We start from the raw sequence: 21,333 nt of genomic DNA, 5'->3' as shown, positions 1-21,333 counted from the left end.
CCCCTATTATTTTGATGTTTCCTTAAATTTTTGAATTACTGAATAGTATCTGTCAGAATTTTCTTGAATCCGATAAAGATTACTGATACTCTTTAATGCTAAGATCAAACCTAACAAGAGAATTGCTAAAATAATTGATTTGGCGTTGTTCGCATAAATGAATGGAAATGCAAGTTTACCAATTCCTGTAAATGAAATAATTGCTAAAACAACGTTTGTAAGCGCTTGTAAATAAAAGTATAAAAGCGTGATTGGTACACGGTTATTTTCTTTATGCGACAACTTCGAACTTAATTCAACCGAAGCTACAATTCCCCAAATCATTAAGACGAAAGGAAGAAGTGCTAACAGCCCACTATAAGAAAAATTAACAATTCCCCAGAAGAAATTCATAAATATATATCCGGCGATAAAATATCGCACAATCAAGTATCGGTTGAAGTTCATATACTTCAATGTTTCTTCCTTTTTAATTGCTTCATTATTTTTCATCACTATCTTCCTCTTTCCCCGCCATAATTAAACGCTTTCATTCCTTTCCGGAAATTAACATACTTAGTACTTGCGCAAGGATGTTAATTCTGGGAAGTTTTACGTTTGACTGATTTTAATCTTCTTCTTTTAAAGTACCTGATTTATATAACTTTTCATATAGATCAACCATTTCACCCGCCAAATCACGGAATGTAATTGCATTCATGATGTGGTCTTGTGAGTGAACCATCAATAAAGTAACTTTGGCATGATCGCTTGAGCTTCTTTTGTAAGCATATCAGTTTGAGCGTTGTGAGCTTCAACTAATGCCTTGTCAGCTGCCTTTAATTTTTCATGGGCAACATCAATGTGACCTTTTTTAGCTTCACGAATTGCTTCAAAAGCAAAACTCTTAGCGTTTCCCCCATTAATAATCAAACCCATAGTTACTTCAAGTTGTTTTTGTTCTTCTTCTGGACTTAACTTTTCTTCTGTCATTTCCAACACTTCCCTACTTTAAAGAAATTTTTATTTTACCTACTTCATTAATGAACGTGCTTGTTGTAAAACAGCTTCTCCATCCATCATACCGTATGAGCGCATGTCGATAACATCAAATGGAATATCTGATCCATCTTTAGCTTTACCAGCTAATTTTGTTTCAAAGTCAGCTCTCATGTATGAAACTTGAGGTCCTAATAAAACAACATCGATATCTTTTGTAGCTAACTTTTCTTCTGCTTCTGAAGCTGAACATGCAAAGATTTCATAATCTAATCCGTCCTTTTCAGCTGCTTGTTGCATCTTGTTAACTAATACTGAAGTACTCATTCCTGCTGCACAGTTGAGCATAATTGTTTTTTCTGCCATAGTAATGGCCCCCTTTAAAAATTTTTCTTTGCTTTTCTTTACACTCTTATATTAACTTGTCGGTACAAGTTTGTCAACGCTTTCATAAATAAAATTTTCATTACAATAAAATAATTATAGGTTTACACGAGATAAATCCCCATTAAATAAAGGTTTTGTTTTACTAAATTTTTTCAGTTTTATTTTAATCAAATAAGTTGTGGGGACATGTTTAGTTTTATTTTAGGTATAAAAAAAATGAGAACTTTCAGTTAAATTTGAAAATTCTCATTTTTTAGTATTTACTTTTTATACCAAGCCTAGCATCATCCAAACCGGAACACAAAGTAAGAGGCCTATGATATTAATAATCATATATCCTAGTGATGATTTAGCTAATCCAGAGCGAGATACCATGCTAGAATCTACCGCAGCTTGGCCTGTAATCACTGGGGCATCCATGTATGATAACATCCAAATATTTACACTAGCCGTAATGATTAAGATCAATAATGCTGGATTGTATGTCATCGAGTTAAAGAATGGCAATAAACATAATGTTACTAATGTACCGGTTGAAATTAGTGATACCACCACAAACTTCAATAAGTAGATAATTATTGGTAAAACAATAACGGTAATCCAGATATTACCTAAAATCGGACTGATAACTGGAGCTAAGATTTTGTATAGCCATGTCGTTAACCCAACTGTCTTCATAATATTTCCTAAAGCCATAACTGTACCAATGAAAATTACTGAACTCCAACTAATACGATTTTTAAAGTCATCAGCAGTAAAGACTTTTAGCATTACCAAGACTGACAAACCAACTAAAGCTACGATTGCAGCTTCAAGTTTAAGAGCTGAACCTAAAATCCAGAAAATGATTGCGACTGCGATAACAGTTGCGGTAATCTTTTCATCCCGTGACATTGGTCCTAATTCTTGCAATTGCTTTTCAACGAAGTCATGGCTAACTGCTTTATCTTCTTTTGGTTGGAATAATAATTTGATTAAGAAATATCCACCAACTAAAGCAACGATCGTCCATGGTAACATCATAACAAACCAATTTCCCCATGAAAGAACACTTTGATACTTACCTGGAATTAATCCCTTAAAAGCATAGTTTTGTGCGGTGGCACTTAAAAAACTTGCTTCCATTACAATAAATCCCCAAATCGCAGCCATGAATAATCCAGATGATGGTTTACTTTTTGGCTTGTAACCTAAAGCGTCACTAATCCCTTTAGCAATAGGCGTACTCATAGCAGCTTTAGGATGGGCACTTGGAATCATTGGAGAAATAATGGTTCCAGCTAACATAATCGCAAGTGATTGTCCTTTAAAGTTTGCAGGTAATTTTTTCATTACCATTAAGGCAATTCGATTAATTAATCCAGTCTTACTTGCAGCAGCCCCAAGAGCTAAACCACCAATAATAATCCACATTGTTGTTGATGAGAAAATTGCGAATGAGGTTTGAAAATCAACGGCTCCAAAGATTACCCATGAAGCTAACATCAAAATCCCAGTGATAAAACTAGGAATGACACTGAAAATCCAAAAGATATTTGCCATAATAATTGATCCAAGCACAATCATCCCTGCATGCGTCAATCCATGTGGAACTGGTACGACAAACGCCACCAGTGCTCCTAAAACTACACCAACTATTCCAGCAATTAATTTAAGATTTTTCATAATCTATTCCCCCTCTTCAAACACATCGGGATTTACTGGGAATTGAGGCATTTTACCATTTGAAAAATCAATAATTGCTTGAGCGGCACCAATTCCTAAAGATGCATTAGCTTCATGCGTTGTTCCAGCGATATGACTTGTAACAATCGTATTTTTACTTGAAAATAGTGGATTATCAGCTGCTGGTGGTTCTGGATTAAATGAATCAATCGCAGCACCAGCCAACTTATCATTATTTAATGCATCTGCTAAATCTTGTTCATTTACAATTCCCCCACGAGCTGAGTTAATCAGAATTGCTGTTTGTTTCATTAATGATAATTCATTTTTGGTAATCATATTTTCTGTTTGGGGAGTTAAGGGCATATTAATAGAAAGAAAATCTGCTTGCATGTAAATTTCTTTTAAATCATCAAACATTTCAACTGGAGCGTCCTTGACATATGGATCATAACCAATAACACGCATCCCAAATGCTTGAGCTAACTTAACTAATACTCTTCCGATTTGTCCTAAACCTAAAATTGCAAGAGTCTTATCTTTTAGCTGACTCCCATTTAAATTATTTTGCGTTGAAAAACCTGGTAATGATTTACCTTGAATTGTATCAATCTTTTCACGTAATAATTTATCCGTCATCATAATATTACGACTCAAAGTTAACATTGTTGTAATAACATATTCTGCAACTGCATATGCATTAGCACCATTAACCTTAGCAACTAAAACTCCATTATCACTTGCGGCTTTAACATCAACGTTATTAATTCCGGTTCCGTTTCGAGAAATAATCTTTAATTCTTTACCAGCTTCAATGACTTCCCGTGGTAATAATGATGAACGCATAATTACCGCATATGCATCGGAAATTTCTTTTTTCATTGTTTCAATATCAGTTCCAGCACTGACCTTGACTTCAAATCCAGCTTTTTTTAAAAGTTCAATTCCTTGATCATCAATTTTTTCACTTAATAATACTTTTTTCATGGATTTGACCTCCTGTTTATCTATTACAACTACATTCTAGTGAAAAACTTCACGAACTAACAGTTTAATTTAGGTCATCACATGAACTGTTAGTACATGTGCACAGTGATTTTTTGTACTCCTACCCTAATTTAGCTACAATTTTTTTAATCTCATCATTAGCATCTTTACGATAATATAGAGCTGATGAGTAAGCAATATTATTAGTAGTATCAAGATGTTTAAATTCAATCATTGGATTACGTGTCCGTTCAACATCAACAAAAACACTCGGATAAAATCCAATTCCTTGATTGGAAGCAACGTACGCATCGCGTAATTCAAGGGATGGCGCCCTTTTTATTTGTTCTTTTTTAAAATGATTTGGAAACTTTGCAATTAGCACATCTTGCATAAAAGCTGATTCAACTGGCGAATAATAAAAAATATCTCGATCTTCAAGATCTTCTACTTTCACATATTCTTGCTTACTTAAACTAGAATTTTTACTAATACCCACCACTAGTTCACCGGTAAACAAACTAATCATTTTAAGCGTTTTCATTTCTTCGTTATCTAAAAAATAATATGGTGTCACAATAAAATCGAGTTCTCCTGCTTGTAATAATTCAATTAAACGACGCCCGCTTTGTTGAATAAAATCAACAGTATATTCTTTATCAATCATCGGCAAAAGCTTGCGCTGTAAGGCAATTGCTTGATTAGAAGATGAAAAACCTAGGCGTAAATGCTTTACTTGATTCTTTTTTCGCGTATTGATTCGATTAATCTCATTAGTATAAGTATTCACAATATCCTCAGCAGTTACGATAAATTCATGACCATCTTCGGTGAGTTCTGACCGATTCTTTTTTCGTTCAAAGAGCTTAATTCCAAGTTCATCTTCTAATTGATCCATTTGTTTTGAAACTGCCCGTGGAGAAATATAAAAGTCTCCAGCCGCCTTTCTAAAGCTTCCGTAGCGCACTACCGCTAGAAAAGTTTTTAAATTATTAATGTCCATATGCTTTGCTCCTATCTTATCGACGTGAACTATTAGTTCGCCTTAGTACACATTTTAACTCTATTCATCATATTTTGAAAGCGCTAAAATTAGTTTGTAAATTAAATCACAAGAGGTGGAAGAATATGTCAAAAACACCAAAGATTACTAAAATGGAAGTCTATCCTGTAGCTGGATATGACAGTATGTTATTAAATTTAAGTGGAGCTCACGGTCCTTTCTTCACACGCAACATTGTTATTTTAACAACCGATGAAGGGGTTGAAGGTGTCAGTGAAGTTCCCGGTGGAGAAAAAATTACGCAAACACTAGAAGAAGCAAAAGATCTTGTTATTGGAACACCAATCGGTGATTACAAGCGCGTCTTACAAGAAGTTCAAAAGAAATTTGCCTATTTAGATGCTGGTGGTCGTGGTAATCAAACCTTTGATTTACGTATCATGGTGCATGCTTTAACTGCAATTGAGACTGCATTTCTTGATTTACTCGGTAAATATCTTCACGTTCCTGTTGCTGCTTTACTCGGGGATGGCCAACAAAGAGAACACGTTGGAGTTTTAGGTTATCTATTTTGGGTCGGTGATACTTCTAAAACAGACCTCCCTTATCTTCAAGATGATGATAATTCAGATGAATGGGGTCGTTTACGTCGCAAGCCCGCAATGGATTCTGAATCTCTAGTTAAATTAGCTAAGGCTGCATATGACAAGTATGGATTTAAAACTTTCAAACTTAAAGGTGGGGTTTTTGATGGTCAAAAAGAAGTTGAAGCTATCAAAGCCCTTCATAAAGCATTCCCAGATGCTAAATTAGACTTAGATCCAAATGGTGGATGGTATCTAAAAGATGCCCTTCGCTATGCTAATGAATTAAAAGGTATCTTACACTATATTGAAGATCCATGTGGAGCTGAAGATGGTTTTTCAGGTCGTGAAATCTTAGCAGAATTCCAAAAGAAAACACACATGCCAGTTGCAACTAACATGGTAGATACTGATTGGCGTCAAATGAGTCATGCAATTGCATTAAATTCAGTTTCAATTCCATTAGCAGATCCACACTTTTGGACAATGGAAGGTGCTGTAAGAGTTGCTCAACTTTGTTCAGAATTTGGGTTAAACTGGGGGGTACACTCAAACAATCACTTTGATATTTCACTTGCAATGGTCGCAAACGCTGCCGCTGCAGCACCTGGTGAAGTTTACGATGTTGATACTCACTGGATTTGGCAAGATGGTCAATACTTAACTAAGAATCCTTATGAAATCAAGAATGGTGAAATCTATGTTCCTAAGACTACTGAAGGTTTAGGAGTAGAAATTGATCGCGATGCTATTATGAAAGCTCATCAACTCTACGTCGATAAAAAACTTGGCGCTCGCGATGACTCTAAGACAATGCAATACCTCATCCCAGGATGGAAATTCGATCCAAAACGCCCTGCTTTAGTGCGCTAAAATAAAAATCACAAAATAAAAACGCTAGAAAATACGTTAATTAAACGTTAAGTTCTAGCGTTTTTTATGTTTCTTTGATTATTTTAATATTAGCTATTTGATGACTTTGGCAAGTATGAATCAACTGTCTCTGCCAAACTTCTAAGGTTACGCGTTTGAATCAAAACGCGCCCGTTTCCGTGAAAGACATTAACTAAACCTTCGCCAGTTGTAAAACCAAATGTCCCAGACGCAACTTTGATGTTGTAATCTAAACTACTATCCCAAGCAATAACGTGTTCATTATCAATAGTTAACGGATGATCAGGCGTTACTGTAAGTTCGATAATATCACCGAACGCTGAAATTAACATTTCTCCTTGCCCTTGAGTTTCCATCACAAAAAGTCCACCGGTACCACCAAAGAAGGCCCCACCGACATTTTGGGCCACCATGTTATAACCAACAGAGCTATCGCATGCTAGAAAAACACCGGTATTGAGGCGATATTGATTAGGGCCAACCGTCAAACTCGTAATTTTACCCGGAACAGCTGGAGCAATCCCGATAAAAGCTCCGTCAGCTTGACCGGTAGCGTGAGTCATAAAGAAACTTTCTCCACTCGTTAAACTACGACCTAAAGCGCTAAATAACCCACCGATACCACTTTTATTCGTGTTCATCTTTCCTTGCAAATCAACATTTGATGAATAAGCCATGGCGCCGCGTTCAACTTGAATCGTTTCGCCATAACCAAGGTTAACTTGTGCGAGTGGACAATCAGAGTCGCCCAAAATTTGATAGTTCATATATTTACCCCCATTAATTAATTATTTTCTATATTTTAGCATGGATTAGTTCTAGCAGCCACATTTAGTTATCTAGAGTTGAAAGTTGATATATATAAGAAAAAATATAAATTAGTTATACACAAAAAGAGACTGAAAAAACTAGCTTTTTCGAAACAAATATAGCAATAGCAAAATAAAAACCTTAAGAAATCAACGTTTTAGGAAACATAATTTCTTAAGGTTTTGAATTATAAGACTTTTTTCCAGCCTTTTATTAGGAATATTTTACTTTAATTATTTTCTAAAAAATCTAACAAACGATCCCAAGATTTAATCGCATAGGTTGGACGGGCACTTGTATGGTTGACCTTCCAAGATGGGTTATACCAGACAGAATCGATGCCTGCATTATTGGCCCCTTGAATATCTGATGATAAACTATCACCTAAAACTAAGCTGTTTTCTGGAGTTGCATCACTATTTTGGAAGACATAATCAAAGAATTCTTTTTGTGGCTTTTGATAACCAACTTCTTCTGAGATAAAGACCTTTTCAAAATATTGATCTAACCCCGAATCTTTCAAACGTCGATTTTGAGCTTTAGCGGCCCCATTAGTGACAACAATCATATGATAGCCCTTTTGCTTCAATGCTTCTAGGACTTCTTTGGCTTGGGGCATCAATTCATGACCACTTCCAAGCCATTCTTGGTATTCTTCATTTAATTCATGAACGTCATCAATGTCAATATCGTACTTACGCTTAGCAAAAGCCGCAAAACGACGAGCAAACAAATATTCACGGCTGATATATCCGCGTTCTAAAGCTTCCCACATAGCACGGTTGTAACGGTGGTAACTATCCCGCGCTTCTTTAGTGTCACCAATCCCCGTTACTTTCAAAAGTTCGCTTAAAGCATAGCGTTCACTTGCTTGAAAATCCATTAAATTATCATCTAAATCAAATAGCAAATATTGATATTTACTCAAATTTCCCACATCCTTTTTCTAAACAACTTCATTTTAGCAAGATTATTGATAAAACAAAAGACCCTTAGATCAAAAGTAACTCTTCATATTCGTTTACTACTCCAACTTTTTCTAAATCATAGAAATTTATACAAAAAAAGCAAGCTTGTTAGCTTGCTTTTTTACGCGTATTTCTCAAACGGAGAAAGAGGGATTTGAACCCTCGCGCCGTGTTACCGACCTACACCCTTAGCAGGGGCGCCTCTTCAGCCACTTGAGTATTTCTCCATATATATATGGGCCTAAATGGACTCGAACCATCGACCTCACGCTTATCAGGCGTGCGCTCTAAACCAGCTGAGCTATAGGCCCATTGCACAAAAAAAAGCGGGTGACGAGAATCGAACTCGCGACAACAGCTTGGAAGGCTGTGGTTTTACCACTAAACTACACCCGCATAACGGTCCATACCGGATTCGAACCGGTGGTCTCCTGCGTGACAGGCAGGCGTCCTAACCAACTAGACCAATGAACCAACTCTAAGGAGGATAAGAGATTCGAACTCTTGCGCGGTTTGACCCGCCTGACGGTTTTCAAGACCGTTCCCTTCAGCCAGACTTGGGTAATCCTCCATAAAATCTGTAACACCTTATCGGCTACAAGAAATATAATACCCTGTTTTTGATTTTAATGCAACAGTTTTTTCAAAAAAAATTAATTTTATTTATCTTTATCTTTCTATCCCTTACTATATCAACCTTTCTAACGAAAATTTTTTTATTTTTTCTGCTATATTCTTACTTTATTTTGCACAATTCAACAAAAAGTCTTATCATTAATAACATAGTTTTAATATAGAAAGGAATAACAACATGACTAAAACACAATTATTTCGTGCTTTAATCGCGCTGCTCGGAATTATCGGTGTTAGTATGCAAATCGCTAAAGATGGTTTTGGAATGTTATTTTACTACACTGTTTTATCCAACATCTTAGTTTTTTGTTTCTTGATATACCTTGTAATTTATGAAGGAAAACATGGTACCATTAACCATAATGATAACTTGCTTCGTGTTAAAGGTGGCGTCATGATGAGTATCACCATTACTTTTGTGGTGTATCACTTCATGATTGGCCCTTACGCTAAGCCGGAAGATTATTGGAACATTCGAAACTTCTTAGTACATTACATCGTTCCGATTGCATTTATCTTCGATACCGTTGTTTTAGATAAGAGAAAAGCTTACAAAAAATTTGATCCCTTCTATTGGATGGCAGCTCCGATTATTTATTGTATCTTTGCCATCTTTAATGGATACGTAACTCAATTTGCGATTCCAGGAGCACCTGACAGTCCTTATGCTTACTGGTTCTTAAACATCCCTAAATACGGATTACCAACAATTTTAATGAACATTTTAGGCATTACAATTGGATACGGTGTGGTCGGATATCTACTATATATAATTAAAAAATACGTGGGACCCAAAAATGCATAACAAAATCTCGAGGTTAGGTTAGCTAGCCTCGTTTTTTTGTTATAATAGAAAGAAAAAATTAGGAGGTTAATTATGAATGTTAGTAACGAACATGCTGAATTCCTTGGAAAGATTGCAGTTGATTATTATCTCAATAAGATGAAACTCAATGATATTACTGAAAAATATCAGATTAGCCGCTATCATCTTGGCAAATATCTTGATGAAGCTTTAGAAAATGGCATCGTCGAGATTAATATTCATTCTGGGTCAGCACGTAATTTTGACTTAGAATTACAATTTAAGCAATATTTTGGAATTAAACATATTTTCATTATTAAAAATCCATTGCAACAAAACCTGCAAAATTCAAGCGTTCCTTCTTTTGCGGCAAAATACATCCAGGAAATAATTAATCAAAGTAAAATAGTTGGCGTTGCTTTTGGAAAAACTTTATCCCAGACAATCGCACATTTTGACAGTCACATCCGTAATGATTTAATTTTCACGCAATTTATGGGAGAAAATCCAATTCATACCCGTGATAATAGTATGTTTTTGGTGCAACGACTTGCTGATTTATACAACGCTCAAGCCTCCCCTATGCTTGCTCCACTTTATGTCGCCGATGATGCAACACGAGCAGGACTTAAAATGGTGCCAGGAATTTTTGAGGCACTCTCCAACAGCAAAGAATGCGACGTTATCTTGAGTGGTATCGGGACAGCGGATTCCATTATCAACCTCCCTCAGACTGAGGAAATTTTCCCAAATATCAACCTTAACCAAGTTGCTGGTGTGCTTTATGGGCGGCCATACGACATCAACGGGAAGTTTCTCAATTCCATTTTAGACAAGACCCTTTCTTATCCCTTAACCAAAATCCTCGACGTAAAACGACGCTTTGGAGTTGCCGAGGGAGTCAACAAAGCGCCTGCAATTTTAGGCGCACTCAACGGGAATTTATTTACCGATCTTGTCATCGACGAAATGCTCGCTTTACAAGTCTTAGATCTTAAAAAACGAGGCACTTGATTAATTCTTTCTTCCTGCTAAACTAAAAATGAATTAAGGGGGCAAAAATTATGAAATTATCAGACTTTAGTTTATTTGATCAAAAACAAATTAAGGAAGGTAAACCTAAAACTAGCGAGGTTGATCCAGTAGCGATGGAAAAAATTCTCGCCCTTTTGCCAGACGGATACCTCAAGAAAATTCCATTTTTCGTCCGCAAGCACGCAACTACTCGAACAATTGCTCGCATTGCTAATGAACATCCTGATTTATACGAAATTGCCAAGCAACCTGGCAGTCTACCACAAGATGCCAAAGAAGTCCTTCAAAAAGAAGTTACTGCAATTTTCGATGAAAAAATGAATAAGCATAATATTAAATAAGTATTTAGCCAGCAAGAAACGTTATCTTGGTGGCTTTTTTAATTTGAGATTCATATCATTTGCAGTTAGAGCCAACTAGAATGTTATACTTAATTCATCGAGTAAAGGAGGAATTTATGATGCAAAAATTAACATCACTTACAAGCCCATTAGAATTAAACAATGGCGTTAAGATCCCCGGTCTTGGTTTTGGAACTTACCAAACACCAGCTGACGTAACTTATGACGTTGTAACAAAAGCTTTAAAAGCTGGTTACCGTCACATTGATACTGCCTTTTTATATGGTAACGAAGAAGGCGTTGGTAAAGCTATCAAGGATAGTGGCCTTGCTCGTGAAGAAGTTTTCGTAACAAGTAAGTTATGGAACACAGACCGTGGTTATGATAAAACAATGGCAGCTTTTGAAAAAACAATGGCTAACCTTGGTTTAGATTACCTTGATCTTTACTTAATTCACTGGCCTGCAAACCACAAGCAATTTGGTGATGAAGCTGAAAAAATCAATGCTGAAACATGGCGTGCTTTTGAAGACCTTTACAAAGCAGGTAAAATCAAAGCTATTGGTCTTTCAAACTTCATGCCCAACCACATCGATGCATTATTAAAGACTGCAGAAATTAAGCCAATGGTTAACCAAATCGAAGTTCACCCCGGCTGGCCTCAAACTGAAGCTATCCGTTACAACGAACGTCACGGTATCTTAACTGAAGCTTGGGCACCACTTGGTGAAGCTGCAGCTTTATCTAACGAAACAATTGCGCAAATTGCTGCCAAATACGGCAAGTCAACTGCACAAGTTTGCTTACGTTGGGGCATCCAACAAGGTATCTTACCATTACCTAAATCAGTTCACGAAGAACGTATCATCCAAAATACAGACATCTTCGACTTTGAATTAACTGAAGACGAAATGGACATTATCGGTGCATTACGTAACCTTGGTGGTCAATGCAAGGTCCCAGACCAAGTAGATTTCTAATCAAAAATTAGGCAATAAAAAAGGAGGCGTCATGCCCCCTTTTTTAATTTTCTGATTCAAACTTCTTAATTACTTCATCCAGATCATCTTTTTGATCAATATGGACCGTCAAAAATTCATAAAAGACTGTCAAAATTACTTCTCTAATTTCAGGTTCTTGCATACATGATTTAAAAAAGTAATCACGATAATGCGGATTAGCCATCAACATATCCTCTAAATCTAAGAATAACTCCTCTCTTGGCGTTAATTTTTGATTATCCAAATCCTCTTGTGATTGATAAAAAACTTCTTTTTTGTTTTCTTTAGTCATTTCACTAACCCCTTTCAAGCATCTATTCATTAATATACGTTTTTTTAGGGGGATTTGAAAAAATTTGCTAAAAATAAAAGGATTTGTAGGTTTTCGTTTTTCAACGATAAATTACAAATCCTTTTGGTTATCAAATTATATTTCGTAAATATTTTATCATTTACTAAAATTCAAATTCTGCCATTTTTCTGGATATTTTTTTATCATTTTCTTAATTTCTCTTGCACGCCTAATTGATGTCGGACAATAGATTTGATTTTTTTGTCCATAAAAAATTCTTTTTTGTAAATGATCATACTCAGTTGCTGTTTTTAAATTCGCTAAATATTGGCGATGACATCTAAAAAAGTCAGTTTCATTTCTTTTTTGAATATCTTTTAAATTACCATCAATTTCAATAACTTTGTCTTTTGCATGTAATATAACTATATTATTTTCATTAGACAACGATTCAAAATAGTAAACTTCTTCTGCTTTGATTTTATAGTACTTATTGTGAATTTTATAAGAAAAATAATTTTCATCCAACTGGGTATTTACAACCTCTGATTCTAAAGATATACTAATATCTTTACGAATGGATTCCATCATCTTTGCCATATCTTTTTTAATGATATAATCAAGCGGACTTACTCGATTTTCTAAAGCCAATAAGGCTAATTCATCATGTGAAGTTAAGAAAACAATTTTTGCTAATGGAAGATGTTGGCGGATTTGTATCGCTAAATCGAAGCCTGAGTTATTTCCTTTCTCTAACTCTATATCTAGAAAAAATAAGAAATTCGTAAATTTGTCCATCTTTTCAATTAGATCCAACCGAAAATCTGAACCATCTGATTCTAGTGCCACTGCAGCATCAAGTTCTTCAAATTTTAAATATCTAGCTAATAATTGAGACAAATCGCTTCTCATCTCATTATCATCATCAATCAAAACAATTCCTAACACTATTTCCCCTCTATCCTAATTTGAAAATTAATGGCATTATCTTCAATCCCATACTGTAATCTTATCATAGGATTTTTTTCAATTAAATTCTTAACGATGTTAAGGCCATTCCCTCTATTCTCTCCTTTAGAGCTAACATCTTTTTTCATCCAATTATCAATATTTACATCATTCACATTATCTAATAGATTCTTTATTATAATTTCCGTATTTTTTTCATAGGTCATCAATGCAATTTCTACGCCTTTATTTTTTTGCTGCGCCGCACTTTCGATAGCATTGTCTAAAATATTTGAAATTATCCGCGTTATAACTAATTCTTGTATTTGGAAAAACTTCACTTTCCCATAAATACTTAAATTAATATTTATCCCTAACTTGTTGGCTTGCGAAATTTTTGAAAATAAAATACTTTGAATTCGCGGGCTTTCAATATTTTGAATTTTGCTAAACATGATGGCACTAATTCCTGAATTCAAATTACGATTAGAATAATCTGTGATTTCTTGAAAATATTCAATCAATTCTGTATTTTTAGTACTTTCAATCTTTCTACCTAGCGTTAGCAACATGTTTTTATAATCATGTCTAAAGGCAACCACATCTTCATAATAATCATAAATTTCTTTTAAATGCTTTTTAAAGACTCTTTCTTGATCCTTTTGTTCTTGCAGAATAATCTTATTCTTGTATGCTAAAGCCTTCATATATATAATCCAACCTACAAGAACAAAGATTAATAAATGCACTACTGAAATTAAGCTAAATACCTTCTGAGATAATCCTAAAACGTCACACACAATATTTAGAAACGTCACCGAGAACATAATTCCAAAGGCAATTACTTCTAAAATTTTCTTTTCAAACTCACTTACATAATGAATTTGGTTAAAGTCAACATTATATTTATTTAATTGAAATACTGTAATCAATCCCTGAATTGAAGTACAAAGAATTATGTAAGCAATCACACTTATTTCTGATAAATCAAAAATTTTTTGGATTAATAAGAATAAAATACCTAAGACATTTTCTAAAAAGAAGATATAAATACTAGCTATCAAAAAGTATGTCCCTATTTTTTCTTTTTTATATCTATTTAAAATTAAAATTGCAATCACACTAATCAAATATCCTAATGATTCATATGATAAAAAATAATAGACTAGCAATGCTTGAATTATAGTTATAAACATACAAGTAATAATATTTTTTAGATTCAAATGCTTTGTCAATACTAAAAAAATCATCCCAACCAAGAAATAATTTTCAAACATTGATACTACTGCTAATAATTGTTCTGTAAAAATCATTTTTTCTTAAACCCTAAAACTTCCCGGAAAAGTATAAAAAAGTGATATATATATACTAAACATTTTATTTTCTCCCTATAATTTATATAATATTTGCATCTTTTAAATTGTGATAATCAACGTTATGATCAATCACCACAATTAAAAATAACCATTTTCCCTTTACAATCTAATAATGCTCTACATATTTTTATCTTTTGAATTTGTCCAAGACTTAATTCATCATACTTATTGTTGATAAATTCGTGTATATTTAATATATTTATAAGCTCATCCAAAAATTACATTTTCCAAGTTAATATATTCTTCGCGGTAGCATGTCATCAACCACATATTTTAAACTATATGGATACCCTACTGAACAAAGAGCAATTATAACAATCATCATAAATACTAGTACAAATTGTCCTATATTCTTCCTAACTAGTTCTTTCATCCCAAATTTCATGATTTTTCTCCTGTTTTTAATTTGAAAATTTCATCTAGTGTTGGATATGATTGCTCAAAAATTGGTATATATCCTTGATTTCTAACAATATCTCTAAAAATACTTTCCCCTAATTTTTCTGAATCTAGTTTTAAACTTAATGTTCCATCAGTATTCCTAATAACTCGCTTAATCCCTAAATATTTACTTAATATATTCTCGTCTTTTAATCCACCTAATCTCAAGTTCAATCTTTGATATTCTTCATATATATCTGTTATCGATCCATTTAAGACAGTTTGCCCGTGTTTTAACATAACAATTTTATCTGCAATTTTTTCAATATTTTCCATATTATGAGTAGAAAAAATTATCACAGCACCGTCTTCTTTTGCTCTTTGAATTTCTTTTAATAGAAAATTAGCATTTACAGGGTCTAGACCTGAAAAAGGTTCATCTAAAATCAGCAACTTGGGTTTAAATAACATAGTTGCGATTAATTGAATTTTTTGCGCATTCCCCTTAGATAGTGACTCTATTTTATCTTCCAATTCACCTACAACACCCAAACGTTTCATCCATTCTTTTAATTCAATCCGCATTTTAGCGCGGGGCATCCCATGAAGATCTGCAAAATAATTCATCTGATTAATAATGGTTTCTCTTTGATACAATCCTCTTTCTTCGGGCATAAAACCAATTGAAATTTCTGAACGAACAAATTCTTGATTGTCCCATAATATTTTTCCTGAATCCGGTTTAATAAAATCTAAAATCATACGAAATGTAGTAGATTTCCCAGCCCCATTTTGTCCAATTAGCCCCAATATCTGTCCTTCTTTAACTTCAAAGTTCAAATTACTAATCGCAACTTTATTGCCAAAGGTTTTATTAATATTTTCAAGTTTTAACATGATTAATCCCCCAATGATAATCTTCCAGTATACATCGCAGCGGCAAAGCTCGTCCCAAACTGTCCGCTATACATTTTCTTAAATGTCGGATCACCTGCAACAATTATTTTTACATTTTTTCTAGCAGCTAAGCCCACCATATCATTTAATATTCTTTTATTAGTTCTATTAGAAACATTCATCAAAGTATTCATAAGCTTCTTTATTAAAATTATTATTTAACTCGTCATTAAAGTCATCAACTATATATCTAATCAAAAAATTCCATATAACTTCTAACATATTTCCGTCATTATTTTCACATTCAAAATCTAATAAGACGCTTCTGCATACGTTATCCACTAATGCTTCAATCTTTTTATTTTTTCATCTAAACAATCTCCTTAATTTAATACTGTCATTTAAACCAGTTTCTAAATAGCACATGTCTTTGATTATTAGAAATTGATCCTACTCTATAATTCTTAATTGCTCTTTTTAGCATTAACCATAAAAATACTAACTGTACAGTCTCTGTTAGATACGCTTCAAAATATGTAAAGTTATAATTAGAAACTAAAGTTGTTATGATGACTGAGCCAATTGCTGGGGCACATGCTGGAATATCAAATAAAATATGTGTGATTAGATCAACCTCTCCGCCAGAATTTAAAACTAAATACCAAGATAACAACGTTGCTTGCCCTGTTAAAAATAATGATGGCATAATTGCTAAAAATGTTTGTTCTTTATCATTTACAAAAACTCCTATCTCAACTGTCCAAATTAAACACGAAATTAATGTCAAAATCATTGAAATAATTAAAAGAAGGATGTATTGTTGCTGTCCTAAAACCAATACTTTAATAATATTAAATCCCAAAATACCGCTAACATAAGAAATTATTACAAAATACACGGTAATGTGTGCAAATAATAAAGTTAGCACCCCTAGAAACTTTCCAACGATTTGTGTTTTCGCATCAACAATAGAAAGCATAATTTCTGAAATTCTCGAGCTTTTATCATTAACTACTTCATTCGCTAAAACTGAAGTATAAAATACACAAAAATAAAATGTAAATAGCGGTAAGATTTGATATATAACATGTAGCAAGCCGTTTTCACTTAGATTTAAAATATCATCTTTGAAGTGGTACAAACTTAATAAGATAAAAATTAACGGAACAACAACCCCATTCCAAAAGATTCCATTTTTTAAATTTAAACTCCATTCATGACGAATAATCGCAAAAATTTGATGAAATTTCATGAACATCACCCCTACGAATAATTAAATATATTTTTACAGTAATACTTAAAACTCCAATTTTGATATATAAATAAAAATATGATTTGAGTTATTATTATTCCAATCCACATGAAGTTATTCACGTAAATACCACTTATTCCTCCAAATCCGGGAAGAATGTAAGATATACATGGAACTCCTGTTGAAAAATACATACCAATTCCAATAATTAAATTCAAAATTAATATGAAAATAAATGCAGCTAATTGAAGTTTTTCTTCGTTATTTATGAAAAATCCGATATTTCCAATAGTTATGCTGAGAAAATATATAAATATGACTCCGCCAATTATGGATTTTAAAATTAACATGTTCGAAATATTATCTAAATTAAATAGCGTAATCTTATCATTTAAAAATATGAGCACGTACAACGTAACCGCATCCACCAATATTTGAATTATTATACTTGTTAAAAGTTTGCCATAATATTGATCATGTTTGTTGCTCATACTTAATATAAATTCGCTTATCCTTGTGGTTTTACTTGCCATAAATATTGGAAATATTACCACACAAATTAAAGAGTTTAATGTGAATATTATTGCAGCTATTAATATTGGTATTCTGCTATACTTTAGCATTCCAGGTAAGAATACCGAATACATTGAAAATAAGACTATTAATGGCCATATAAATACACTCCAAAACAATGGCTTTTTCAAAATACGTATTAACTCAAATTTTGAAATAATGAACAGCATTCTCATTGTTAATCACTTCCCGTCTATAAATATAAGAAAAAGGTTAAGAGAAAATCCCCTAACCGTCATTTATTATTTACGCTTTGATCTAGATTTTGATTTATACCATGTATATCCTGCAGTAAATGTAAATTCAGTTACTGGGATTGTCCATGTTGAACAAACGTTTAATTGTCCATCGGACATTTTTACAATCTTTTCTAAGCGTTCAATATTTAATTTTTGATTCTTCATATAAACGCTCCTAAGAAATACTTGTCAGCTAACATTTTTTATTATAGTACGAATTAAAAATTTCAAACAATTTATTTTTTCCGTTAACTTTTTTATTTTTCCGTCAATTTTACGTTTCGATATGTATTTAATCATCAATTTTTTCTCCATCCCCTTCAAAAAAGAAGAAACTATGAAGAAATTCACAAAAAATTCATATTTTTGCAAAAAGTTATTGCAAAATATTTATTTGTAAGGTAATATAATACATGAAAGTAATTCACTTATGTGGTTACTTTTCAAAGTATGATTTATAGCATACTTTCACGTTTTACTGTTTACCTCACACAAACAGTAAATCTTTTGTTTTTTTCACATTTATCTTTATTACACTTTTCGTCCCTACTGATCATAGGGGCGTTTTTATTTACCGTTGGTTACTTGGACCCCCAAGGCCAACGTTTTTTATTTGTAACAAAAAAACTAGACCACCCAAAAGTGATCTAGTTTTCATTAAATAATTGATAATAAATAATCTACATTTTCTTCTAAAGTCGCCCAACATGTAACGAAGCGGTATGACATTTTTTCATCATCATAACGTTCCCATGTGGCAAACTTAACTTTTTGCGCTAATTTAGCGGCTTGTTCATCTGACATCACTACAAATTGTTGGTTCGTTGGCGAATGCATTAATAATTGATACCCTTTTTCTTCAAAGCCTGCTTTAATTCTTTGTGACATTTCAACGGCGTGGCGACTAATTTCATAGTACAATCCATCTGTAAATAAGGTATCAAACATTAAACCTAAAAAACGCCCTTTAGCTAATAAAGCTCCATGTTGCTTAACTTGAGTCATGAAGTGCTTAGGTTCATTATTCTTTGTAAAGACCACTGCTTCTCCAAATAAAGCTCCAATCTTTGTAGCTCCGATATAAAAGACATCACAAATTTTGGCCAAATCTGCCATTGTCATATCAGCTTCTTTGCTAACCAAGCCATATCCAAGACGGGCTCCATCGACAAACAAGGGAATTTCGTATTCATGACAAACATCCGCTAAAGCTTTCATTTCTTGTTTACTGTATAAAGTACCATATTCAGTTGGGTATGAGATATACACCATCCCCGGATAAACCATATGCTCTTCATTTTCATCTTCATAGAAACGTTCAATGTACTTCTTAACATCACTTGCAACTAGCTTTCCGTTTTGGTGTGGGATTGTGAGCACCTTGTGACCCGTTTTTTCAATCGCTCCTGCTTCATGTACGGCAATGTGCCCCGTATCTGCTGCAATCACACCTTCATACTTGTTTAAAACCGCATCAATTACCGTTTGGTTAGTTTGCGTTCCCCCAACTAAAAAAGTAATTTGGGCATCAGGACAATCAATTTCTTGTCTGATTTTTTCTTTGGCAGATTCTGTAAAACTATCAAACCCATAGCCTGGTTCTTGTTGCATGTTAGTTTCCACTAAACGTTCGATAATTTTTGGATGCATTCCTTCTGAATAATCATTAACAAATGATATCATTTCATTTTCTCCTTTATATAATCAATTATTCGTATCAGGCTCAGATTGATTGAGGATATTCTTGCGATAATATTCTTCCATCTTTTGGTGACGTTTAGGATCATCAATTGAGACAATTGTGCCTAAATTTTTATAGTACCATTGTTTAAACTTAGTTAATTCTATGCTTTGTTGTAAATGCTTTAATCTATCTTCAAGAATTTTTTGTTGACGTTCAAATAGTTCTACTCGTTGCTCATAATTATTCTTTAAATCACTAAATAAATTTACATTTTCCTTAATCTCTTTTAAAGTTAAGCCGGTTTTCTTTAAACATTCAATCATTTCTAACCAGCCAAGATTTTCTTCTGTATAATAGCGGCGCCCTTTTTCATCACGCCTCACATTATATAAAATACCTTCAGTTTCATAATAACGTAGTGTATAAGTTGATAATCCTGTCATTTTAGCAATTTCGCTAATCGAATAGTGCATATTCTCACTTCCCACTTGACTTATAGTAAACTGTAACCGCTATGATTACAATTGTAGAAGTTTAATCTAAGAATGGCAGTTTGGAGGAACATATATTAACCAAAATACACTAACTCCAAAATTTCTCTAATTCTTTCAAGCTGATACTTCCATATTTTAGAGTATACTATCTACATTTTATTTACAAGTATAAAGGAGATGAATAACTGTTAACATAAATGTAGACAATTATAGACGAAAATAATATAATATAGTCATGGAAAGATAATGAAATGTAGGTGGCTATATTATGACAATATTAAAACCTAAAGAGATGGCTGAACGCTTAGGTGTTACTGTTAGGACTTTACAACGTTGGGATAAAGAAGGAACTTTAAAAGCTTATCGGACTCCCACTAATCGAAGATATTATACAGAAGAACAATATTTAAATTATATAGGTCAAGCATCAACTATCAAACGCAAGAATGTTGCTTATGCTAGAGTATCAACTAGCGGACAAAAAGACGATTTGAAAAATCAGATTGACTTCATTAGACAATATGCTAACGCCAAAGGAGTAATTCTTGATGAAACAATTACTGATATTGGCAGTGGGCTTAATTATAATCGTAAAAAGTGGAATAACTTGTTAGAAGATGTAATGAATAATAAGGTTGATACGATTTACATTACTTATAAAGACAGGTTTATCCGTTTTGGTTATGAATGGTTTGAGCGTTTGTGTAGAATGCATAATACAGACATTATTGTACTAAATAATGTTGATACAAGCCCTGCCCAAGAAATGGTTGATGACATGATTAGTATTGTTCATGTATTTTCTAGTCGTTTATATGGTTTACGAAAGTATAAAAATAAACTTAAAAACGATGAATCTTTAAAAGGTGGTAAGGTTGATGGTAGTGCGAACGCAAAAAGTTAGACTTTACCCTAACTCTGAAATGCGACAAGTTTTAGATGAACTGTGTGACTATCGTAGATATTGTTGGAATGAAGGTTTAGCTCTTTGGAATGATATGTATGAACAATCTTTAATCTTAGAGGATAAAAAACTGAAACCAAACGAATATAAGGTTCGTAATGAATTAGTTGCTCAAAAAGAAGATTGGCAATATCAATTATCC

At 33.3% G+C, this 21,333-nt stretch carries 24 protein-coding genes, 5 tRNA genes and 1 pseudogene; 7 read left to right on the top strand and 23 right to left on the bottom strand.

Annotated features, from left to right (window positions below; translation table 11 throughout):
* Positions 1–6 precede the first annotated feature (6 nt).
* From JCM14209_RS03890 to JCM14209_RS03865, 6 genes and pseudogenes are all read right to left on the bottom strand, one after another.
* Entirely contained in the window at positions 7–492 is a 486-nt protein-coding gene (locus JCM14209_RS03890; protein WP_025022277.1) for a hypothetical protein, read from the bottom strand.
* 115 nt (positions 493–607) lie between these two features.
* Positions 608–972: pseudogene (locus tag JCM14209_RS08975) on the bottom strand (PTS lactose/cellobiose transporter subunit IIA).
* Positions 973–1,011: 39 nt separating this feature from the next.
* The gene (locus JCM14209_RS03880; RefSeq protein ID WP_025022276.1) at positions 1,012–1,344 is read right to left on the bottom strand and encodes a PTS sugar transporter subunit IIB; all 333 of its coding nucleotides are present in this window, start codon (positions 1,342–1,344) and stop codon (positions 1,012–1,014) included.
* 288 nt (positions 1,345–1,632) lie between these two features.
* Positions 1,633–3,030, bottom strand: a complete 1,398-nt coding sequence (locus tag JCM14209_RS03875) for an SLC13 family permease (protein WP_025022275.1) — start codon at positions 3,028–3,030, stop codon at positions 1,633–1,635.
* A 3-nt stretch (positions 3,031–3,033) separates the two neighbouring features.
* The gene (locus JCM14209_RS03870) at positions 3,034–4,017 is read right to left on the bottom strand and encodes a hydroxyacid dehydrogenase (RefSeq protein WP_025022274.1); all 984 of its coding nucleotides are present in this window, start codon (positions 4,015–4,017) and stop codon (positions 3,034–3,036) included.
* 121 nt (positions 4,018–4,138) lie between these two features.
* Entirely contained in the window at positions 4,139–5,020 is an 882-nt protein-coding gene (locus JCM14209_RS03865; RefSeq protein WP_025022273.1) for a LysR family transcriptional regulator, read from the bottom strand.
* Between the two features lie 125 nt (positions 5,021–5,145).
* Between JCM14209_RS03865 and JCM14209_RS03860 the strand changes: the two genes are divergently transcribed.
* Positions 5,146–6,477: an enolase C-terminal domain-like protein gene (locus JCM14209_RS03860; RefSeq protein WP_025022272.1), complete on the top strand. Its 1,332-nt coding sequence runs from the start codon at positions 5,146–5,148 to the stop codon at positions 6,475–6,477.
* An 89-nt stretch (positions 6,478–6,566) separates the two neighbouring features.
* Here JCM14209_RS03860 and JCM14209_RS03855 read toward each other — a convergent pair whose 3' ends face one another.
* The 7 genes from JCM14209_RS03855 to JCM14209_RS03825 all read right to left on the bottom strand — a co-directional run bounded on the left by JCM14209_RS03855 (position 6,567) and on the right by JCM14209_RS03825 (position 8,847).
* The gene (locus JCM14209_RS03855) at positions 6,567–7,265 is read right to left on the bottom strand and encodes a TIGR00266 family protein (RefSeq protein WP_025022271.1); all 699 of its coding nucleotides are present in this window, start codon (positions 7,263–7,265) and stop codon (positions 6,567–6,569) included.
* A gap of 272 nt (positions 7,266–7,537) precedes the next feature.
* The gene (locus JCM14209_RS03850; RefSeq protein WP_025022270.1) at positions 7,538–8,236 is read right to left on the bottom strand and encodes a YjjG family noncanonical pyrimidine nucleotidase; all 699 of its coding nucleotides are present in this window, start codon (positions 8,234–8,236) and stop codon (positions 7,538–7,540) included.
* 179 nt (positions 8,237–8,415) lie between these two features.
* Positions 8,416–8,503 (bottom strand) — tRNA-Ser (locus JCM14209_RS03845).
* A 9-nt stretch (positions 8,504–8,512) separates the two neighbouring features.
* Positions 8,513–8,587, bottom strand: a tRNA-Ile gene (locus JCM14209_RS03840).
* A 14-nt stretch (positions 8,588–8,601) separates the two neighbouring features.
* A tRNA-Gly gene (locus JCM14209_RS03835) sits at positions 8,602–8,672 on the bottom strand.
* A 4-nt stretch (positions 8,673–8,676) separates the two neighbouring features.
* A tRNA-Asp gene (locus tag JCM14209_RS03830) sits at positions 8,677–8,750 on the bottom strand.
* A gap of 7 nt (positions 8,751–8,757) precedes the next feature.
* A tRNA-Ser gene (locus JCM14209_RS03825) sits at positions 8,758–8,847 on the bottom strand.
* 240 nt (positions 8,848–9,087) lie between these two features.
* On the opposite strand from JCM14209_RS03825, the gene JCM14209_RS03820 reads away from it, so the two are divergent.
* The 4 genes from JCM14209_RS03820 to JCM14209_RS03805 all read left to right on the top strand — a co-directional run bounded on the left by JCM14209_RS03820 (position 9,088) and on the right by JCM14209_RS03805 (position 12,070).
* Positions 9,088–9,714, top strand: coding sequence for a Pr6Pr family membrane protein (locus JCM14209_RS03820; protein WP_025022269.1), 627 nt, complete (start codon positions 9,088–9,090; stop codon positions 9,712–9,714).
* A 72-nt stretch (positions 9,715–9,786) separates the two neighbouring features.
* On the top strand, positions 9,787–10,728 hold the full coding sequence (locus tag JCM14209_RS03815; protein ID WP_025022268.1) for a sugar-binding transcriptional regulator: 942 nt from the start codon (positions 9,787–9,789) through the stop codon (positions 10,726–10,728).
* Between the two features lie 50 nt (positions 10,729–10,778).
* On the top strand, positions 10,779–11,090 hold the full coding sequence (locus JCM14209_RS03810) for a hypothetical protein (protein WP_025022267.1): 312 nt from the start codon (positions 10,779–10,781) through the stop codon (positions 11,088–11,090).
* A gap of 119 nt (positions 11,091–11,209) precedes the next feature.
* Positions 11,210–12,070, top strand: a complete 861-nt coding sequence (locus JCM14209_RS03805; protein ID WP_025022266.1) for an aldo/keto reductase — start codon at positions 11,210–11,212, stop codon at positions 12,068–12,070.
* 43 nt (positions 12,071–12,113) lie between these two features.
* Here the strand turns inward: JCM14209_RS03805 and JCM14209_RS03800 are convergent, their stop codons facing one another.
* The 10 genes from JCM14209_RS03800 to JCM14209_RS08970 all read right to left on the bottom strand — a co-directional run bounded on the left by JCM14209_RS03800 (position 12,114) and on the right by JCM14209_RS08970 (position 20,206).
* Positions 12,114–12,383, bottom strand: coding sequence for a hypothetical protein (locus JCM14209_RS03800; protein ID WP_025022265.1), 270 nt, complete (start codon positions 12,381–12,383; stop codon positions 12,114–12,116).
* 156 nt (positions 12,384–12,539) lie between these two features.
* The gene (locus tag JCM14209_RS03795; protein ID WP_025022264.1) at positions 12,540–13,331 is read right to left on the bottom strand and encodes a LytR/AlgR family response regulator transcription factor; all 792 of its coding nucleotides are present in this window, start codon (positions 13,329–13,331) and stop codon (positions 12,540–12,542) included.
* On the bottom strand, positions 13,331–14,608 hold the full coding sequence (locus JCM14209_RS03790; protein ID WP_162148750.1) for a sensor histidine kinase: 1,278 nt from the start codon (positions 14,606–14,608) through the stop codon (positions 13,331–13,333). Before JCM14209_RS03790 ends, JCM14209_RS03795 begins: the two co-directional genes overlap by 1 nt.
* Positions 14,609–15,088: 480 nt before the next feature.
* Positions 15,089–15,985, bottom strand: coding sequence for an ABC transporter ATP-binding protein (locus tag JCM14209_RS03780; RefSeq protein ID WP_025022262.1), 897 nt, complete (start codon positions 15,983–15,985; stop codon positions 15,089–15,091).
* A gap of 2 nt (positions 15,986–15,987) precedes the next feature.
* Positions 15,988–16,179: a hypothetical protein gene (locus tag JCM14209_RS03775; RefSeq protein WP_155830670.1), complete on the bottom strand. Its 192-nt coding sequence runs from the start codon at positions 16,177–16,179 to the stop codon at positions 15,988–15,990.
* Between the two features lie 203 nt (positions 16,180–16,382).
* On the bottom strand, positions 16,383–17,237 hold the full coding sequence (locus JCM14209_RS03765) for an ABC transporter permease (RefSeq protein ID WP_025022260.1): 855 nt from the start codon (positions 17,235–17,237) through the stop codon (positions 16,383–16,385).
* Between the two features lie 11 nt (positions 17,238–17,248).
* Complete coding sequence (locus JCM14209_RS03760) at positions 17,249–17,986, bottom strand: hypothetical protein (RefSeq protein WP_025022259.1); 738 nt, start codon at positions 17,984–17,986, stop codon at positions 17,249–17,251.
* Positions 17,987–18,052: 66 nt separating this feature from the next.
* On the bottom strand, positions 18,053–18,214 hold the full coding sequence (locus JCM14209_RS09995; RefSeq protein WP_155830669.1) for a hypothetical protein: 162 nt from the start codon (positions 18,212–18,214) through the stop codon (positions 18,053–18,055).
* A 492-nt stretch (positions 18,215–18,706) separates the two neighbouring features.
* Positions 18,707–19,732, bottom strand: coding sequence for a threonine aldolase family protein (locus JCM14209_RS03750; RefSeq protein WP_025022258.1), 1,026 nt, complete (start codon positions 19,730–19,732; stop codon positions 18,707–18,709).
* A 21-nt stretch (positions 19,733–19,753) separates the two neighbouring features.
* Positions 19,754–20,206 (bottom strand): MerR family transcriptional regulator, encoded by a 453-nt coding sequence (locus tag JCM14209_RS08970; RefSeq protein WP_025022257.1) that lies wholly within the window; start codon positions 20,204–20,206, stop codon positions 19,754–19,756.
* Positions 20,207–20,495: 289 nt separating this feature from the next.
* Between JCM14209_RS08970 and JCM14209_RS03740 the strand changes: the two genes are divergently transcribed.
* Both JCM14209_RS03740 and JCM14209_RS08965 read left to right on the top strand, forming a co-directional pair.
* Positions 20,496–21,131, top strand: coding sequence for an IS607 family transposase (locus JCM14209_RS03740; protein WP_025022256.1), 636 nt, complete (start codon positions 20,496–20,498; stop codon positions 21,129–21,131).
* A partial coding sequence (locus tag JCM14209_RS08965; protein ID WP_035519888.1) for a helix-turn-helix domain-containing protein occupies positions 21,106–21,333 on the top strand: 228 nt, incomplete at its 3' end. The genes JCM14209_RS03740 and JCM14209_RS08965, both read left to right, overlap by 26 nt.

The sequence above is a fragment of the Ligilactobacillus hayakitensis DSM 18933 = JCM 14209 genome, assembly GCF_000615845.1.
GTDB classification, from domain to species: domain Bacteria; phylum Bacillota; class Bacilli; order Lactobacillales; family Lactobacillaceae; genus Ligilactobacillus; species Ligilactobacillus hayakitensis.
This window is presented reverse-complemented; position numbering and strand designations above follow the sequence as displayed.

Excerpts from the sequence above, each read along its gene's own strand:
- JCM14209_RS03890 (WP_025022277.1), bottom strand. The coding sequence starts at position 492 with ATGAAAAATAATGAAGCAATTAAAAAGGAAGAAACATTGAAGTATATG.
- JCM14209_RS03880 (WP_025022276.1), bottom strand. The coding sequence starts at position 1,344 with ATGGCAGAAAAAACAATTATGCTCAACTGTGCAGCAGGAATGAGTACT.
- JCM14209_RS03875 (WP_025022275.1), bottom strand. The coding sequence starts at position 3,030 with ATGAAAAATCTTAAATTAATTGCTGGAATAGTTGGTGTAGTTTTAGGA.
- JCM14209_RS03870 (WP_025022274.1), bottom strand. The coding sequence starts at position 4,017 with ATGAAAAAAGTATTATTAAGTGAAAAAATTGATGATCAAGGAATTGAA.
- JCM14209_RS03865 (WP_025022273.1), bottom strand. The coding sequence starts at position 5,020 with ATGGACATTAATAATTTAAAAACTTTTCTAGCGGTAGTGCGCTACGGA.
- JCM14209_RS03860 (WP_025022272.1), top strand. The coding sequence starts at position 5,146 with ATGTCAAAAACACCAAAGATTACTAAAATGGAAGTCTATCCTGTAGCT.
- JCM14209_RS03855 (WP_025022271.1), bottom strand. The coding sequence starts at position 7,265 with ATGAACTATCAAATTTTGGGCGACTCTGATTGTCCACTCGCACAAGTT.
- JCM14209_RS03820 (WP_025022269.1), top strand. The coding sequence starts at position 9,088 with ATGACTAAAACACAATTATTTCGTGCTTTAATCGCGCTGCTCGGAATT.
- JCM14209_RS03815 (WP_025022268.1), top strand. The coding sequence starts at position 9,787 with ATGAATGTTAGTAACGAACATGCTGAATTCCTTGGAAAGATTGCAGTT.
- JCM14209_RS03810 (WP_025022267.1), top strand. The coding sequence starts at position 10,779 with ATGAAATTATCAGACTTTAGTTTATTTGATCAAAAACAAATTAAGGAA.
- JCM14209_RS03805 (WP_025022266.1), top strand. The coding sequence starts at position 11,210 with ATGCAAAAATTAACATCACTTACAAGCCCATTAGAATTAAACAATGGC.
- JCM14209_RS03800 (WP_025022265.1), bottom strand. The coding sequence starts at position 12,383 with ATGACTAAAGAAAACAAAAAAGAAGTTTTTTATCAATCACAAGAGGAT.
- JCM14209_RS03790 (WP_162148750.1), bottom strand. The coding sequence starts at position 14,608 with ATGTTTGAAAATTATTTCTTGGTTGGGATGATTTTTTTAGTATTGACA.
- JCM14209_RS03780 (WP_025022262.1), bottom strand. The coding sequence starts at position 15,985 with ATGTTAAAACTTGAAAATATTAATAAAACCTTTGGCAATAAAGTTGCG.
- JCM14209_RS03775 (WP_155830670.1), bottom strand. The coding sequence starts at position 16,179 with ATGAATACTTTGATGAATGTTTCTAATAGAACTAATAAAAGAATATTA.
- JCM14209_RS03765 (WP_025022260.1), bottom strand. The coding sequence starts at position 17,237 with ATGAAATTTCATCAAATTTTTGCGATTATTCGTCATGAATGGAGTTTA.
- JCM14209_RS03760 (WP_025022259.1), bottom strand. The coding sequence starts at position 17,986 with ATGAGAATGCTGTTCATTATTTCAAAATTTGAGTTAATACGTATTTTG.
- JCM14209_RS09995 (WP_155830669.1), bottom strand. The coding sequence starts at position 18,214 with ATGAAGAATCAAAAATTAAATATTGAACGCTTAGAAAAGATTGTAAAA.
- JCM14209_RS03750 (WP_025022258.1), bottom strand. The coding sequence starts at position 19,732 with ATGATATCATTTGTTAATGATTATTCAGAAGGAATGCATCCAAAAATT.
- JCM14209_RS08970 (WP_025022257.1), bottom strand. The coding sequence starts at position 20,206 with ATGCACTATTCGATTAGCGAAATTGCTAAAATGACAGGATTATCAACT.
- JCM14209_RS03740 (WP_025022256.1), top strand. The coding sequence starts at position 20,496 with ATGACAATATTAAAACCTAAAGAGATGGCTGAACGCTTAGGTGTTACT.